Raw genomic sequence first — 15,349 nt, forward strand, 5'->3', positions numbered from 1 at the left:
TCGGCACCTATGCAAAACGGATCAGGGCGGCCAGATGTTCGGGCAGCCAGGGAACGACTTTCAGGGCGATGGACTCGAGCGGGCCGTGGACCAGCGAGGCCCGCCAGGCCTCCGAGCGCGGCAACGCGGTCAGCCCCGCCACCAGGGTCAACACCACGAGGACCACGAAGGCACGCACGGCGCCGAACAGCATGCCGAGCATGCTGTCGAAGCCGCCCAAGCCGGCCAACTTCACCAGCTTGGCGAGAATGGCCGCCAGCACCTGGGCGAGGATCAGCACGCCGATGAAGATCAGGGCGATGGCCGCGGCCTGGCGCAGGCCCTCCTGGCCGATCCCGGGGATGTGATGGGCCAGGGCGGGCGAGAACATGCGTGCCGCCAGGAAGGCGAACACCCAGGCGGCGAGGGACAGCGCCTCGCGCACGAATCCGCGCAGCAACCCCATGAACAACGATCCCGCCAGGACGGCGAGGGCAATCCAGTCGATCGCCGTCATGGCTCGACCAGCACGTTGTCGAGGCCCTTCGCCTTCAGCTTGGCCTGGTAGTCCACGGCCTTGTCACGCTGGGCGATGGGGCCGACCCGCACCTTGAACTGGCTACCGACGCGCATGGCCGAGGCCTTGAAGCCGGCCGCCTTGGCCTGGGCGATCATCTGCTCGGCATTGGCCTGGCTGGAGAAGACGCCCAGCTGCAGGAAATAGGTCCCGGCCGGCTTGGCCTCGGCGGCGACCGGCTTCGCCTCCGGGGCGGCGGGCTTGACGGCCGCCGCCGCCGGCTCGGGCTTCTTCACCTCGGGTTTCTTGGCTTCCGGCTTGGACACCGGTTTCTTCGGCTCGGGCTTCGGCTCCGGTTTCGGCGCCGGGCTGGCGACCTCGGCTGGGGCCGGCTCCGTCCCCGCGGCCTCCGGCGCGGCCGTCTCGGCCGCCGCCGTCGGCGCGGCAACAGGCGCGGCCCGGAACGCCGTATTCTGGTCGGGGATCCGGATATCCACCTTGTCGCCGAGCGGGCGCGGCTCGGGATCGAACACCATGGGCAGGACAACCACGGCCGCCAGGGCGAGCGCAACCGCGCCGACCAGGCGGCGACGCGCCCGGCGCCGGAGCAGCAACTCGTCCGCCGAAGGGGATGTTTCAGCCATCTTGTGTTGTATCCGGTAGCAGCGCCATGACTTCGGCAACCGTGTGGAAGGATCCGAAGGCCGCAATTGTATCAGCCCCCCGGCCTCCTGACAGGCCGCCCGCCAGGCCGCGCCGACCTCGCCGTGCAGTTCGTGGTCCAGGCCGCGGGCGGCGCACAGGGCGGCCAGCTCGGCGCCGGACCGGCCGCGCGGGCCGGCGAGTCCGGCCAGGTGCCAGCGGTCGATCTGGCCGGCCAGGGCGTCGACGACGCCGGCCGCATCCTTGTCCGCGAGCATGGCGAACACCGCCAGCTTGCGCCCGCCGCCGCCCAGGGCCGCGAGGTTGGCGGCCAGGGCACGGGCGGCATGCGGGTTGTGGGCGACGTCCAGGATACGCAGCGGGGCCTGGCCAATGACCTGGAAGCGGCCGGGCAGACGCGCGCGGGCAAGGCCCTGGCGCAAGGCCGCCACGGGCACGGGGAGGCGAACATGAAGGCAATCCAGCGCCGCCACGGCCGCGGCCGCGTTGTCGATCTGGTGGCGCCCGGCCATGGCCGGGAACGGCAGGGCCGGGTAGACCCGCTCACCGACCCGGCAGAGCCAGTCGGCGGCGCCGGGCTCGGCGCGGAAGTCGACCCCGATGCGCAACAGGCGCGTGCCCAGGCTACGGGCGTGTTCGAGCAGGCTGGCCGGCGGCTCGGCGTCGGCGCAGACGGCCGGACGGCCGGCGCGGAAGATGCCGGCCTTTTCGAAGCCGATGGCGGCGCGATCGGGCCCCAGGTAATCCATGTGGTCAAGATCGACCTGGGTCACCACCGCGCAGTCGGCGTCGAACAGGTTGACCGCATCCAGGCGGCCGCCCAGTCCGACCTCGAGTACCGCGACCTCCATGCCCTGCCGGCAGAACAGCCACATGGCGGCCAGCGTGGTGTGCTCGAAATAGGTCAGCGCGACCTCGCCGCGCACCGCCTCGACCGCATCCAGTGCCACCGCGATCTCGGCATCCGCGGCCGCGCGACCGGCCAGGCGAATGCGTTCGTTGAAGCGGAGGATGTGCGGCGAGGTGTAACGGCCGACCCGGTAGCCGGCCTCGGCCAATACCGACTCCAGGTACGCGCACACGGATCCCTTGCCGTTGGTGCCGGCCACCGTGACGATGGGGAAATCCGGCACCAGCGCCAGGCGCCGCCAGACGACGCCGACCCGGTCCAGGCCGAGTTCGATGGCCCGGGCGTGGCGAGCCTCCAGCCTGGCCAGCCACTCGGACAGGCTGAGGCTCACGTCAGGGCGTCGACCGACGCAGCAGTTGCGCCATCAGGTTGGCGACCGTGGCGCGCAATTCGCGGCGGTCGACGATGAGGTCGACGGCACCGTGGTCGAGCAGGAACTCCGAGCGTTGGAAGCCTTCCGGCAGCTTCTCGCGCACCGTCTGCTCGATCACGCGCGGACCGGCGAAGCCGATCAGGGCCTTGGGCTCGGCGATGATGACGTCGCCCAGCATGGCGAAGCTGGCCGACACGCCACCCATGGTCGGGTCGGTCAACACCGAGATGAAGGGCAGGCGGTGGGCCGCCAACTGGGTCAGGGCGGCGGAGGTCTTGGCCATCTGCATCAGGGACAGCAGGCCCTCCTGCATGCGGGCGCCGCCGCTCGCGGAGAAGCACACGAACGGCGCGCGCGCCGCCTTGGCCGCCTCGACCGCCCGGCTGAAACGCTCGCCCACCACCGAGCCCATGGAACCGCCCATGAAACGGAACTCGAAGGCCGCCGCGACCACCGGCTGACCGAGCACGGCACCCGACATGGCGACCAGGGCATCGGTCTCGGAGACCTCCTGGGAGGCCTCCGCGATGCGGTCGACGTAGCGCTTGCTGTCCTTGAACTTGAGGCTGTCGACCGGTACCACGTTGGCGCCGATCTCGGCCCTCCCCTCCTCGTCGAGGAAGTAGTTCAGGCGCTGCCGCGCGCTCACCCGGTTGTGGTGGCCGCACTTCGGGCAGACGTCGAGGTGCTTCTCCAGTTCGGCCCGATAGAGCACCTCCTCGCAGGAGGCGCACTTGCTCCACAAGCCCTCGGGGACGACGTTCTTCTTGGCGGCCTCGACGCGGCGCTGAATCTTCGGGGGGATGATCTTCTGGAACCAGCTCATGGTCGTTTCCTCACTTGTCCAGGGCGGCGCGCACGCCGGCCACGAAATGTTTCACGTTGGCCACCACGGCCTCGGGCGCGGAATGCTCGATCTCCTGCACGATGCGGCTGCCGATCACCACGGCGTCGGCGATGTCGGCGATCTTGCGGGCAGTCTCGCCGTCGCGGATGCCGAAGCCGACCCCGATGGGCAGGCGGATGTGCTTGCGCAACTGGGGCATCTTGTCGGCGATGGCGGCGAGATCGAGGTTGCCGGCGCCGGTCACGCCCTTGAGGGAGACGTAGTAGACGTAGCCGCGCGCCAGCTTGGCGACCCGCTCGATGCGTGCCTCGTCGGTGGTCGGCGCGAGCAGGAAGATGGGCGCGATGTCGTGCCGCTGCAGGTGCTCGAAGGCCTCGTGGCTCTCCTCGGGCGGGAAATCGACGGTCAGGGCGCCGTCGACGCCCACCTCGGCGCAGCGGCTGGCGAAAGTCTCCCAGCCCATGGCCTCGATGGGGTTGCCATAGCCCATCAGGACCACCGGGGTGGCGGCATCGGTCTTGCGGAATTCGGCCACCATTTCCAGCACGCCGCGCAGCGACATGCCGTTCTTCAGGGCCCGCTCGGAGGCACGCTGGATGGTGGGGCCGTCGGCCATCGGGTCGGAGAACGGCACCCCCAGCTCGATGATGTCGGCCCCCGCCTCCACCAGGCCGTGCATCAGGGGCACGGTCTTGTCCAGGGCCGGGTCGCCGGCGGTGATGAAGGGGATCAGCGCCTTGCGGCCCTGCGCCTTCAGGTTGTCCAGGGTGGCTTGGATGCGGTTCATAGGGTGATGCCCTTGATGCGGGCGACGGTGTTCATGTCCTTGTCGCCACGGCCGGAAAGGTTGACCAGGAGGACCTTGTCCTTGGCCATGCCGGGCGCGATCTTCATGGCGTGGGCCAGGGCGTGGCTGGACTCCAGGGCCGGGATGATGCCCTCGTAGCGGCACAGGGCGTCGAAGGCGGCCAGGGCCTCGTCGTCGTTGGCGGCGACGTACTGGGCCCGGCCCATGTCCTTGAGCAGGCAGTGCTCGGGACCGACGCCGGGATAGTCGAGGCCGGCCGAAATGGAATGGGTCTCGATGATCTGGCCGTTCTCGTCCTGCATCAGGTAGACCTTGTTGCCGTGCAGGACGCCGACCTTGGCATCGCCGGTCAGCGGCGCGGCGTGCTTGCCGGTCGCGACACCGTGGCCGCCGGCCTCGACGCCGATGATCGCAACGCTCGTTTCCTCGATGTAGGGGTGGAACAGGCCGATGGCGTTGGAGCCGCCGCCCACGCAGGCGATCACGGCGTCCGGCTGGCGGCCGATCAGTTCCGGCATCTGGACCTTGGCCTCGTTGCCGATCACGCACTGGAAGTCGCGCACCATCATCGGGTACGGATGCGGCCCGGCGGCGGTACCGAAGATGTAGAAGGTGGTCTCGACGTTGGTGACCCAGTCGCGGATGGCCTCGTTGCAGGCGTCCTTGAGGGTCTTGGAGCCGCTTTCGACCGGCACCACGGTGGCGCCCAGGAGCTTCATGCGGAACACGTTGGGCGCCTGACGCTGGATGTCGTCGGCGCCCATGTAGACGATGCACTCCATGCCGAAGCGGGCCGCCACGGTGGCGGTGGCGACGCCGTGCATGCCGGCGCCGGTCTCGGCGATCACCCGCTTCTTGCCCATGCGCTTGGCCAGCAGGGCCTGGCCGATGGCGTTGTTCACCTTGTGGGCGCCGGTGTGGTTGAGGTCCTCGCGCTTGAGGTAAATCTGCGCCCCACCCAGGTGCTCGGACAGGCGCTTGGCATGGTAGATCGGGCTCGGCCGGCCGACGTAGTGCTTCAGTTCATAGGCGAACTCGGCCTTGAATTCGGGATCGTCGCGGTAGCGCAGGTATTCCCGGCGCAGTTCCTCGACGGCCGGGATCAGGGTCTCGGCCATATAGATGCCGCCGTAGGGGCCGAAGTGACCGCTTTGGTCAGGATAGCTGTAAGTCAACGTTCGCAACCTCATTGATGAACGCGGCGACCTTCGCCGCATCCTTGATGCCTTTCGCCGCCTCGACGCCGGACGACACGTCCACGCCCCAGGGCCGCACCCGGCGCACTGCCTCGGCGACGTTGCCGGGCGCCAAGCCGCCGGCCAGAACCACCGGCAACGGCAGATCGGCCGGGATCAGCGACCAGTCGAAGCGGTGGCCGGTGCCGCCGTGGGCGTCCGGCGCATAGGCGTCCAGGAGCAGGCCGGCGGCATCGCTGAAATCGGTCGCGCATTGTAGCAAATCCGTCTCCGGCCGGACGCGCACCGCCTTCAGATAGGGGCTGCCGAAGGACCGGCAAAAGGCCGCCTCCTCTTCGCCGTGGAACTGCAGCAGCGCGGGCCGTACCTCGGCCAGCACCCTGGCCACCAGGACGGGCTCCGGGTTGACGAACAAGGCGACGCTGGCGACGAAGGGCGGCAAGGCGCGCACGACCTCGCCGGCGGCCGCCAGGTCGACCCGGCGCGGGCTCTTCTCGGCGAACACCAAGCCGATGGCGTCGGCGCCCAGCCGGGCGGCGGCGAGGCCATCCTCGACCCGGGTGATGCCGCAATCTTGATGCGGGTTCTCATAAGCTGTCGATCAGCGGCACGCGGCCGCCGGGGGTGGGCAAATTCCATTCGGCATCGTACCGCACGTCGACCAGGTAGAGGCCGTCGGCGGCGAAGGTCGCCGCGCCCAGGCGGCGATCCCGGCTGGCGAGCAGTTCCGCCGCCCAGTCCGGCGGCCGGCGGCCGAGGCCGATCCAGACCAGGGCGCCGACCATGTTGCGCACCTGGTGGTGCAGGAAGGCGTTGCCGCGGAAGTCGAAGGTCACGAAATCGCCGTGCCGGGCGACGTCGGCGCGGCGCAGCTCGCGGACCGGCGACTTGGCCTGGCACTCGGCGGCCCGGAAGGCCGAGAAATCGTGCCGGCCGAGCAGGTGCCCGGCCGCCATCGCCATGGCCCCGACGTCGAGGCCACCGTGCAGCCAGCCCACCTTGCCGGCCAGGATGGCCGGGCGGACCGGATGGTTGAGGAGGACGTAGCGGTAGGCCCGTTCGCGCGCCCCGAAGCGGGCATGGAAGCCCTCCCCCACCGGCCGCGCCCACAACACCGAAACGCCGGCCGGCAGGAAGGTGTTGACGCCGCGCACCCAGGCGCTCTCGGGACGCGGGTTCACGGCATCGAAATGTACCACCTGGGCGGTGGCGTGCACGCCCGCGTCGGTACGCCCGGCCACCACGGTGGCGACCGGCGCGCCATGCACCTGGACCAGGGCCCGTTCCAGGTGGTCCTGGACCGCGCAGGCGCCCGGCTGCGTCTGCCAGCCGCAGAATGCGCCGCCGTCGTACTCCAGCCCGAGGGCTACGCGAACCATAGCGCGAGCAAGCCGGCCGACGCGGCGGCCAGGAACAGGGTGTCACGCGGCCGCCAGGGCTGCCCGACCAAGACGTAACGGGCGTCCGCCGGTGCCGGCCCGGCCGGCGTCGCCAGCAGGGCGGTGAGGTCGCGCAGCTTCATGGAATTGCGTTCCATGGCCTGCAGGGTCAGCCCCAGCCGCACCGTGGTCCGCTCGGCCGGGAAACCCAGCCAGGCGAGCCCCGAGAACAGTCCGTGCAGGCCGGCCATGAGGCGCTCGCTGCCCATGCCGACGACCAGCACGTCGAGCAGCCAGAGCAGCAGCATCAGGCGCAGCATGTGGGCCGCCGCGGTATGGAGGCCCGCCAGGGACGGCGAATAGTCGCCCAGAAACGGCCAGGCGGCCGGTCCCGGCAATCCGTAGGCGTAGCCGACGCCAAGCAGCAGGAACAGCCAGCGGGCCCGCCAGGTGAGCTGCAACATGGCCGCCGCCCGCCGGCGGAACAGCACGGGCAGCACCGCGGCCAGCACCAGCAAGGCAAAAAAATTCAGCCCCGGCAAGGCCAGGGCTGAAAGGAGGTAGAACTGGATGCGTAACGCTGGATGCACCGCTTACAGGCTCGCGATCAGCCTTTCGGCCTCGGCCCGCTGCTGGGCGCCACCTTCCTTGACCACCTCGTCGAGGATCTCGCGCGCGCCTTCCTTGTCACCCATCTCCAGATAGGCGCGGGCCAGGTCGAGCTTGGTGTTCACCTCTTCCAGGATGTCGGCGTCGATCTCCTCGGGCGCCTCGATGGCCGGCTCCGCTTCGGCGACGGGGGCGGCCGGAGGCGCGTCCGGCTCGGCCAGTTCCAGGTCGATACCGCTGAAATCCAGGTCGGGCAGCTTGTCCGCCGGCGGCATCATCACGGTCTCGTCGGCCGCCGCTTCCGGTTCGCTGCCTGCCAGGTCGGCAAGCCCGAGTTCCTCGGGGAGTTCCAGGGCTTCGTCCAGGTCCGGCCCCGGCAACGCCCCCAGGTCGGCTTCCGGCTCACTGGCGAGTTCGACTTCCGTCGGACTGCCGAAGGCCGGCAACGACTCGGAGGTGTCGGCCGTCTCGACGCTGAAGTTCAGGTCGTCCAACTGGATCGGCTGATCGTCCTCGGGCTCGGCGGCGGCCGGCGTCTCCGGCTGATCGAATTCCAGCGTGTCGAGCGCCAGCGGCTCCGGCTCCGGAGCGGCGGCCGGCGCCGCGAAATCGGGCGCCTCCGGGAGCCCGCTCGGCGATTCGTCCGGCAGGGACGGCGCCTCGCTGAAGACCCGGTAGAGGGGATTCGCCGGATCGATCTGACGGCCCAGTTCGGTCGCCTTCGCCCAGATCGGGCTGCTCGGGTCGCCCAGACCCGCATACAGTTCGCTCGCCTGGGTCTCGAAGCTCAGGCGGTCCTGGCGGCCGGCATAGATTTCGAGCAGCTTCAGCGCGATCTCGTGGCGATGCGGGTCCTTGGCCAAGGCCTCCTTGAGGATCTCTTCCGCCTGGGCATCGCGGCCGTAGGCCATGTACACCTCGGCCTCGGCGATCGGATCGACCTCGTGGGTATCGATGGAACCCAGGCCGAGCCGGCTGAAATCGGTGCCGACGCCGGACTGCGTCGTGGTGCCGCGCTCGGAACCGGTCGATTCGCCGGTCTTGAAGATCGAGGTCTTGAACGGATCGCCGCCGGTCATCACGCTCTGTTCGAAGTCGGACAGGCCCTTGCGGCGCCGGCTGCTGACCATGAACACCCAGAGCAGGATGGCAAGCAGTGCCGCCGCCACGATACCGCCGATGTAAAGCGGCGTGGCGAGCAGGGACTGGAAGAAACCGGGCTCCCGGACCGGCACCTCGATGGGCGGTTTGGCCTTGGCTTTCGGCTTCGGCGCGGCCGGCTGGGCGGGCGGCGCGGCCGGAGCCTCGGCAACCGGTTGCCCGGCCGGGGGCGGCTCGGCGCCCGGCTTGGCACCGGCATCCTTGGCCTTGAGGTCGAGCAGGCGCTGCAGGTCCTGCACGGTACGCTCCAACTGGCTGACCCGGTCCTGGGCCTCCTGGAGGGCATGGCTCTTGGCCGCGATCTCCTCCTCCAGTGCCTGCACGCGTTCGCCGACCTTGCCGTCGGCGGCGCGCGGCGGCTCACCCTTGGACAGCTTGAGGACGTCCTTCGGCGCGCCCTTGGCGGCCGGCTTTTCCTCGGGCTGGGCCTGGACGATCTTGCCCTTGCCGGCATCTTCGGGCGCCGCCTCGGCAACCGAACGCGCCGCCTCGTTGGCGACCCGGTTGCGGATCTCATGCCAGACCTCGGCGTGCTCACGCAACAACTGGCGGGCCTGGTTCGGACTGAACATGAGCATGACCGAATCCCGGTCGGGCACGGTCAGCACCTCGCCCTGCTTGAGCATGTTGACGTTGTTGCGGGCGAACGAATTCTTGTTCACCTGATACAGGCTGGCGACCATCATCTCCAGGGTGACGTCCGGCAGCATGACCTTCTTGGCGATGCTGCGCAGGGTCTCGCCGGATTTGACCGGTCCATAGGTGACCGGTTTCGCCGGCTTCGCCGCGGCCGGCTTGGCCGGCGCGGCCGGGGCCTGGGCGACGGGTGCCGACGCAGCGGGACGCTGGCCAGCCGTGGCCGAGGTCGTCACGGCCGGGACCGGCACCGACTTGGCGACCTCGTCGGCGGCCTTCTGTTCCCGCACCGGATCGAGCAGAACCGTGTACTCGCGCAGGATGCGGCCGGAACTCCAATTCAACTCGATGAGCAAATCGACGAACGGGTCGCTGACCGGGACCGAGGAGGAAATCTTCACCACCGGCTTGCCGTTGGGCCGCTTTTCAATGCTCAGTTGCAGGTCGGAAATGACCGGGGCACGGTCCATGCGCGCCTGCCGGAAGGCATCCGGGCTGGCCAGCTTGGCCTCCACGGAGCCGATATCGTCCGGTTGCACGGACAGCAACTCGATCTCGGCCCGCAACGGCTGGCCCAAGGCCGACTGCACGGACATCTTGCCCAGTCCGGCCGCCGACGCCGCCCCTGAGACCAACATCAGGGAGGCCAGCAATGCACTGATTCTGATCGAACTTTTCACCATTCTTCCCCTATCCCGCGGACCCGGCAAACACGCCTGTCGCCGCATCGATTTCTATGGTTACTCAAATATTTAGGCAGAATTCCTTATGCTGAATTCACGTTAGCATCGAACCCGCTTATTTTTCAATCAAATTTTCCAGCCCATCCACCAGCCGTGCGGCTTCCAGGGTGGTCACGTCGAAGACCAGCCACATGGCCAGATCGTGGCGGGCGTCGGCGCCGGCGCGAACCCGGCTGACGAAGACCGCATCGCTGTCCTGGGCATCGGTCGCGGGCGTCGCCACGCCCCCGGGCACGGCCGTATCCATGAGGGTGACGCCGGGCAGATCGGCGAACCGGGCGCGCATGGACTCGAGGTCCAGGTCGCCCGCCACGCTCGCGTGCACCGCCACCCCGGCGCCGTAGAACATGGGCGCCCACACCGCCGTCACCGACACGGCGAGGTCCCGGTTGTCGAGCAACTGGCGCAGCTCGCCGGCGGTATCCTGCTCCAGGTGGCTGCCGCCGTCCGCCTGCACGGCACCGACCTGGGGAATCAGGTTGAAGGCGATCTGGAGCGGGAAGGCCTCGGGCTCGACCGTCTCCATGGCGAACAGGGCACGGGTCTGCCCCGCCAGTTCGGCGATGCCCGCCTCGCCGGCGACGGCGACCGGGAGCATGGCGACGGCGTTCACGGCGCGTAGGCCGGCGCCGGCCTGGACGGGAGCCAGGACGCGCTGCAGGGCGATCGCCAGGGCACCTTCCACGCTCACGCGGGCGATCCCGGCCGCACCGCGCCCGAGGCCGAGGATCCGGCAGCCGGCGTCGGCCGCGGTCCGTTCGCTCAACTCCGCGGCCACGGCGCGGCTGGCGTTGACCAGGACGTCGACGCGCGACCAGTCGAAGCCGACCACGTCGAGCAGGGGCAATTCCTCGCCCCTTACCGTGGCACAGCCCTCGGTTTCGGCCAGGGTCAGGGGAAACACCTCGCCGAACTCGACGTCCCGCTCCGAGAGCAGGCGCAGGAAGGCCGTGCCGAGCGGGTCGTCCGCACCCAGTACGGCGACGTTCAGGGCGCGCACGCCGGTCATGCCTCCAGCAGGATGCGCAGCATCCGGCGCAGCGGCTCGGCCGCGCCCCAGAGCAACTGGTCGCCCACGGTGAAGGCGGTCAGGTACTCGGGACCCATGTTGAGCTTGCGCATGCGGCCCACAGGTACCGTGAGGGTACCGGTGACGGCGGCGGGCGTGAGCTCCTTCATGGTGATCTCGCGGTCGTTCGGGACCACCTTAACCCATTGGTTGTGCGCGGCGATGATGCCGTGGATCTCGTCCAGGGGCACGTCCTTGGTCATCTTGATGGTGAGCGCCTGGGAATGGCAGCGCATGGCGCCGACCCGCACGCAGAGACCGTCGATGGGCACCGGATTGGCGCTACGGCCGAGGATCTTGTTGCACTCGACCTGGGCCTTCCACTCCTCCTTGGACTGGCCGGACTCCAGCTGGACGTCGATCCAGGGGATCAGGTTGCCGGCCAGGGGCACCGGCCAGGCTTCCAGCGGATATTCGTCGGAACGGATGAACTCGGCGACCTTGCGGTCGATCTCCAGGATGGCGGAGGCCGGATCGCTGACCAGGTGGGCCACCTCGGCATGCACCGCGCCCATCTGCTGGATCAGCTCGCGCATGTTGCGGGCGCCGGCGCCGGAAGCGGCCTGGTAGGTCATCGGGGTGATCCACTCGATCAGGCCGGCCTCGAACAGGCCGCCGATGGCCATCAGCATGAGCGACACCGTGCAGTTGCCGCCGACGTAGGTCTTGACGCCCTTGGCGATGCCGTCCTGGATGACGTGCTTGTTCACCGGGTCGAGGATGATGATGGCCTCGTCCTTCATGCGCAGCGCCGAGGCGGCGTCGATCCAGTAGCCGGTCCAGCCGGCGGCGCGCAGCTTCGGGTACACCTCCTTGGTGTAGTCGCCGCCCTGGCAGGTGATGATGACGTCCATCGCCTTCAGTTCGTCGACGCTGTTGGCGTCCTTGAGCGGCGGCACGTCCTTGCCGATGTCCGGACCCTTGCCGCCCACGTTGGACGTGGTGAAGAACACCGGATCGATGTGGTCGAAGTCGCGCTCCTCCTGCATCCGGCCCATGAGCACCGAGCCCACCATGCCGCGCCAGCCGATCAGACCTACTTTCTTCATTTATGCAAACCTCTGAGCAGTGAGTTACTTACATCGCGGCGACGACGGCGTCGCCCATGCCGGAACAGGACACCTTGGTGCAGCCCTCGGTCCAGATGTCGGCGGTGCGCTTGCCGGCGGCGATCACCTTCTTCACCGCATTGTCGATGCGCTGGTAGGTGGCCTCGTCGTTGAAGCTGTACTTGAACATCATGGCCACGGACAGGATGGTGGCCAGGGGATTGGCGACGTCCTTGCCGGCGATGTCCGGGGCGGAACCGTGGCTGGGCTCGTACATGCCCTTGTTGTTCGCGTCCAGGGAGGCCGAGGGCAGCATGCCGATGGAGCCGGTCAGCATCGAGGCCTCGTCGGACAGGATGTCGCCGAAGATGTTGCCGGTGACCACCACGTCGAACTGCTTGGGCGCCCGCACCAGTTGCATGGCGGCGTTGTCGACGTACATGTGGCTGAGTTCGACTTCGGGGTAGTCCTTGGCCACCTCGATCATGACCTGGCGCCACATCTCGGTGCACTCCAGGACGTTGGCCTTGTCCACCGAGCAGACCTTCTTGTTGCGCTTCATGGCGATGTCGAAGGCGACGCGGCCGATGCGGCGCACCTCGGACTCGGTGTAGCGCATGGTGTTGAGGCCCTCGCGCTCGCCGCTCTCCAGGGTGGTGATGCCGCGCGGCTGGCCGAAGTAGATGTCGCCGGTCAGTTCGCGGACGATCATCAGGTCGAGGCCGGAGACGATCTCGGGACGCAGGGTCGAGGCCGAGGCCAGTTCCGGATAGAGCAGCGCCGGACGCAGGTTGGCGAACAGGCCGAGGCCCTTGCGGATACGCAGCAGGCCGCGTTCCGGACGCACGTCGCGCGGCAGGGTGTCGTACTTCCAGTCGCCCACGGCGCCGAGCAGGACCGCGTCGGACTCCTGGGCCAGCTTGAAGGTGGCCTCGGGCAGCGGGTCGCCGGCCACGTCGTAGCCGACGCCGCCGATGGGCGCCTCTTCCATCTCGATCTTCATGCCGTCGCGACGGAGCACGTCGAGAACCTTGACCGCCTGGGCGACGATCTCAGGGCCGATGCCGTCACCCGGCAGCACTGCGAGCTTCATGATTTTCCTTTCAGGTCAGACGAACAGCCACGGGGCGTCGGCCTTGCGGCGCGCCTCGTAGGCCTTGATTTGGTCGGTGAGTTGCAGGGTCAGGGCGATGTCGTCGAGACCGTTGAGCAGGCGATGCTTGCGCTCGGCATCGACCTCGAACGGGATCACCTCGCCGGCCGGCGTGGTCACCGTCTGGGCCGGCAGGTCCACCGCCAGGGTATAGCCCTCCGCGGCCGCCGTCGCCGTGAACAGGCGGTCGACGACGTCGGCGCCCAGGACGATGGGCAGGATGCCGTTCTTGAAGCAGTTGTTGAAGAAGATGTCGGCGAAGCTGGGCGCGATGATGACCCGGAAGCCGTAGTCCTCCAGGGCCCAGGGGGCGTGCTCGCGGCTGGAGCCGCAGCCGAAGTTCTCGCGCGCCAGGAGCACCGAGGCACCCTGGTAGCGCGCCTGGTTGAGGACGAAATCCGGGTTGAGCGGCCGGTTGGTACAGTCCACGCCGGGCTCGCCCCGGTCCAGGTAGCGCCACTCGTCGAAGGCGTTCGGGCCGAAGCCGGAACGCCGGATCGACTTCAGGAACTGCTTCGGGATGATGGCGTCGGTATCGACGTTGGCCCGGTCCATGGGGGCAACCAGGCCGTCAAGATGGACGAAGGGCTTCATCGGTTGCTCGACCTCTGGATCGCCTCGCCGGCCTTCTCGATGTCCTGGCCGACGCCGCGCACGGTATTGCAGCCGTACATGCTGAAGACGACGCCGATCGCCACGGCGATCAAGGCCAGTTTCACCACGCCCAGGATGATCAGGTTCCTCGGGGTCATTGCAGCACCTCTCGTATGTCAACGAAATGTCCGAACATGGCCGCCGCCGCCGCCATGGCGGGGCTGACCAGATGGGTACGGCCGCCCTGTCCCTGGCGGCCTTCGAAATTGCGGTTGGAGGTCGAGGCGCAGCGCTCGCCCGGTTCCAGGCGGTCGGCGTTCATGGCCAGACACATGGAGCAGCCCGGTTCGCGCCATTCGAAGCCGGCGGCGGTGAACAGCTTGTCCAGTCCCTCGGCCTCGGCCTGCGCCTTGACCAGCCCGGAACCCGGCACCACCATGGCCAGCTTGACGTTCGAAGCCACCTTGCGGCCGTTCCTGGCCAGCACGCTGACCACCTCGGCGGCCGCCCACAGGTCCTCGATACGGGAATTGGTGCAGGAACCGATGAACACCTTGTCGACCGGGATTTCCGAGATCGGCGTGTTCGCCTGCAGGCCCATGTAGGCCAGGGCGCGTTCCCAGTCGCCCTTCTTGACCGCATTGGGGGCCTCGGCGGGGTCGGGCACGCGGTCGGTCACCGGCACCACCATCTCGGGCGAGGTGCCCCAGGTCACCTGCGGCTTGATGGCCGCCGCGTCCAGTTCGACCACGGCGTCGAACTGGGCGCCGGCGTCGGAATGCAGGGTACGCCAGTAGGCCACGGCCTGGTCCCAGGCCTCGCCCTTGGGCGCCTGCGGACGGCCCTCGACGTAGGCGATGGTCTTGTCGTCGGCCGCCACCATGCCGGCCCGGGCACCCGCCTCGATGGCCATGTTGCACAGGGTCATGCGGCCTTCCATGGACAGGGCGCGGATGGCCGAGCCGCCGAACTCGATGGCGTAGCCGGTACCGCCAGCGGTGCCGATCCGGCCGATCACGGCCAGGGCGACGTCCTTGGCGGTCACGCCCATGGGCAACTCGCCGTCGACCTTGACCAACATGGCCTTGGCCTTCTTCTGCCACAGGCACTGGGTGGCCAGGACGTGCTCGACCTCCGAGGTGCCGATGCCGAAGGCCAGGGCGGCGAAGGCGCCGTGCGTACTGGTGTGGGAATCGCCGCACACCAGGGTGACGCCGGGCAGGGTGAAGCCCTGCTCGGGGCCGATGACGTGGACGATGCCCTGGCGGTGGTCGTCCATGCGGAATTCGTTGAGGCCGAACTCGGCGCAGTTGGCGTCCAGGGTCTCGACCTGGGTACGCGAGACCGGGTCGACGATGCCCGCGTCGCGGGCCTTGGTCGGCACGTTGTGGTCAGGGGTGGCCAGGACGGTCTTGGCCTGCCAGGGCTTGCGGCCGGACAGCTTGAGGCCTTCGAACGCCTGCGGGCTGGTCACCTCGTGGACCAGGTGGCGGTCGATGTACAACAGGGCGGTGCCGTTGGCTTCCTGGTGGACGACGTGGGCGTCCCAGAGTTTGTCGTAAAGGGTGCGCGGGGTCATGGCGTAAACGACTGGATCAAAGATGTGAATTATTTCACGTCCGGGTACGACTAGGCGATGGGTGAACGTCCGGGGGCGCGAATA

At 68.7% G+C, this 15,349-nt stretch carries 15 protein-coding genes; all 15 read right to left on the reverse strand.

Translation table 11 applies throughout. From position 1 onward, the window contains the following. Window positions 1-7: 7 nt before the first annotated feature. The 15 genes from EZJ19_RS02225 to leuC all read right to left on the reverse strand — a co-directional run bounded on the left by EZJ19_RS02225 (window position 8) and on the right by leuC (window position 15,265). Entirely contained in the window at window positions 8-496 is a 489-nt protein-coding gene (locus EZJ19_RS02225; protein ID WP_131444676.1) for a CvpA family protein, read from the reverse strand. Next, window positions 493-2,400: a bifunctional tetrahydrofolate synthase/dihydrofolate synthase gene (gene folC / locus EZJ19_RS02235; RefSeq protein WP_338069407.1), complete on the reverse strand. Its 1,908-nt coding sequence runs from the start codon at window positions 2,398-2,400 to the stop codon at window positions 493-495. The genes EZJ19_RS02225 and folC overlap by 4 nt, the downstream gene beginning before the upstream one ends. Before the next feature lies 1 nt (window position 2,401). Then, a complete protein-coding gene (accD, locus tag EZJ19_RS02240; protein WP_131444678.1) occupies window positions 2,402-3,268 on the reverse strand; it encodes an acetyl-CoA carboxylase, carboxyltransferase subunit beta in 867 nt (288 codons plus the stop codon). A gap of 10 nt (window positions 3,269-3,278) precedes the next feature. Continuing rightward, window positions 3,279-4,076, reverse strand: a complete 798-nt coding sequence (gene trpA, locus EZJ19_RS02245; protein ID WP_131444679.1) for a tryptophan synthase subunit alpha — start codon at window positions 4,074-4,076, stop codon at window positions 3,279-3,281. Beyond that, on the reverse strand, window positions 4,073-5,287 hold the full coding sequence (gene trpB, locus EZJ19_RS02250) for a tryptophan synthase subunit beta (protein WP_131444680.1): 1,215 nt from the start codon (window positions 5,285-5,287) through the stop codon (window positions 4,073-4,075). The genes trpA and trpB overlap by 4 nt, the downstream gene beginning before the upstream one ends. After that, a complete protein-coding gene (locus tag EZJ19_RS02255) occupies window positions 5,253-5,858 on the reverse strand; it encodes a phosphoribosylanthranilate isomerase (RefSeq protein WP_131444681.1) in 606 nt (201 codons plus the stop codon). The genes trpB and EZJ19_RS02255 overlap by 35 nt, the downstream gene beginning before the upstream one ends. 22 nt (window positions 5,859-5,880) lie before the next feature. Beyond that, window positions 5,881-6,672: a tRNA pseudouridine(38-40) synthase TruA gene (gene truA / locus EZJ19_RS02260; protein ID WP_131444682.1), complete on the reverse strand. Its 792-nt coding sequence runs from the start codon at window positions 6,670-6,672 to the stop codon at window positions 5,881-5,883. Next, window positions 6,660-7,190 (reverse strand): hypothetical protein, encoded by a 531-nt coding sequence (locus tag EZJ19_RS02265; protein WP_131444683.1) that lies wholly within the window; start codon window positions 7,188-7,190, stop codon window positions 6,660-6,662. Before EZJ19_RS02265 ends, truA begins: the two co-directional genes overlap by 13 nt. A 75-nt stretch (window positions 7,191-7,265) precedes the next feature. Further along, window positions 7,266-9,716: a motility hub landmark protein FimV gene (locus EZJ19_RS02270; RefSeq protein ID WP_165873426.1), complete on the reverse strand. Its 2,451-nt coding sequence runs from the start codon at window positions 9,714-9,716 to the stop codon at window positions 7,266-7,268. A 160-nt stretch (window positions 9,717-9,876) separates the two neighbouring features. Continuing rightward, window positions 9,877-10,830: an Asd/ArgC dimerization domain-containing protein gene (locus EZJ19_RS02275; RefSeq protein ID WP_131444685.1), complete on the reverse strand. Its 954-nt coding sequence runs from the start codon at window positions 10,828-10,830 to the stop codon at window positions 9,877-9,879. Then, window positions 10,827-11,939: an aspartate-semialdehyde dehydrogenase gene (gene asd / locus EZJ19_RS02280; protein WP_131444686.1), complete on the reverse strand. Its 1,113-nt coding sequence runs from the start codon at window positions 11,937-11,939 to the stop codon at window positions 10,827-10,829. The genes EZJ19_RS02275 and asd overlap by 4 nt, the downstream gene beginning before the upstream one ends. A 28-nt stretch (window positions 11,940-11,967) precedes the next feature. Beyond that, a complete protein-coding gene (gene leuB / locus EZJ19_RS02285; RefSeq protein ID WP_131444687.1) occupies window positions 11,968-13,032 on the reverse strand; it encodes a 3-isopropylmalate dehydrogenase in 1,065 nt (354 codons plus the stop codon). Window positions 13,033-13,047: 15 nt separating this feature from the next. Further along, complete coding sequence (leuD, locus tag EZJ19_RS02290; RefSeq protein ID WP_131444688.1) at window positions 13,048-13,686, reverse strand: 3-isopropylmalate dehydratase small subunit; 639 nt, start codon at window positions 13,684-13,686, stop codon at window positions 13,048-13,050. Continuing rightward, window positions 13,683-13,844: an entericidin A/B family lipoprotein gene (locus tag EZJ19_RS16675; protein ID WP_131444689.1), complete on the reverse strand. Its 162-nt coding sequence runs from the start codon at window positions 13,842-13,844 to the stop codon at window positions 13,683-13,685. Before EZJ19_RS16675 ends, leuD begins: the two co-directional genes overlap by 4 nt. Then, a complete protein-coding gene (leuC, locus tag EZJ19_RS02300) occupies window positions 13,841-15,265 on the reverse strand; it encodes a 3-isopropylmalate dehydratase large subunit (RefSeq protein ID WP_131444690.1) in 1,425 nt (474 codons plus the stop codon). Before leuC ends, EZJ19_RS16675 begins: the two co-directional genes overlap by 4 nt. Between the last annotated feature and the right edge of the window lie 84 nt (window positions 15,266-15,349).

It is taken from the genome of Parasulfuritortus cantonensis (genome assembly GCF_004337445.1).
In the GTDB taxonomy this organism is placed as follows: Bacteria; Pseudomonadota; Gammaproteobacteria; order Burkholderiales; family Thiobacillaceae; genus Parasulfuritortus; species Parasulfuritortus cantonensis.

Bases quoted from the DNA above. Each gene is read 5' to 3' on its own strand.
- EZJ19_RS02275 (WP_131444685.1), bottom strand. From the start codon at position 10,830: ATGACCGGCGTGCGCGCCCTGAACGTCGCCGTACTGGGTGCGGACGAC.
- trpB (WP_131444680.1), bottom strand. From the start codon at position 5,287: ATGAGGTTGCGAACGTTGACTTACAGCTATCCTGACCAAAGCGGTCAC.
- EZJ19_RS02270 (WP_165873426.1), bottom strand. From the start codon at position 9,716: ATGTTGGTCTCAGGGGCGGCGTCGGCGGCCGGACTGGGCAAGATGTCC.
- accD (WP_131444678.1), bottom strand. From the start codon at position 3,268: ATGAGCTGGTTCCAGAAGATCATCCCCCCGAAGATTCAGCGCCGCGTC.
- asd (WP_131444686.1), bottom strand. From the start codon at position 11,939: ATGAAGAAAGTAGGTCTGATCGGCTGGCGCGGCATGGTGGGCTCGGTG.
- leuB (WP_131444687.1), bottom strand. From the start codon at position 13,032: ATGAAGCTCGCAGTGCTGCCGGGTGACGGCATCGGCCCTGAGATCGTC.
- EZJ19_RS02225 (WP_131444676.1), bottom strand. From the start codon at position 496: ATGACGGCGATCGACTGGATTGCCCTCGCCGTCCTGGCGGGATCGTTG.
- trpA (WP_131444679.1), bottom strand. From the start codon at position 4,076: ATGAACCGCATCCAAGCCACCCTGGACAACCTGAAGGCGCAGGGCCGC.
- leuC (WP_131444690.1), bottom strand. From the start codon at position 15,265: ATGACCCCGCGCACCCTTTACGACAAACTCTGGGACGCCCACGTCGTC.
- EZJ19_RS16675 (WP_131444689.1), bottom strand. From the start codon at position 13,844: ATGACCCCGAGGAACCTGATCATCCTGGGCGTGGTGAAACTGGCCTTG.
- truA (WP_131444682.1), bottom strand. From the start codon at position 6,672: ATGGTTCGCGTAGCCCTCGGGCTGGAGTACGACGGCGGCGCATTCTGC.
- leuD (WP_131444688.1), bottom strand. From the start codon at position 13,686: ATGAAGCCCTTCGTCCATCTTGACGGCCTGGTTGCCCCCATGGACCGG.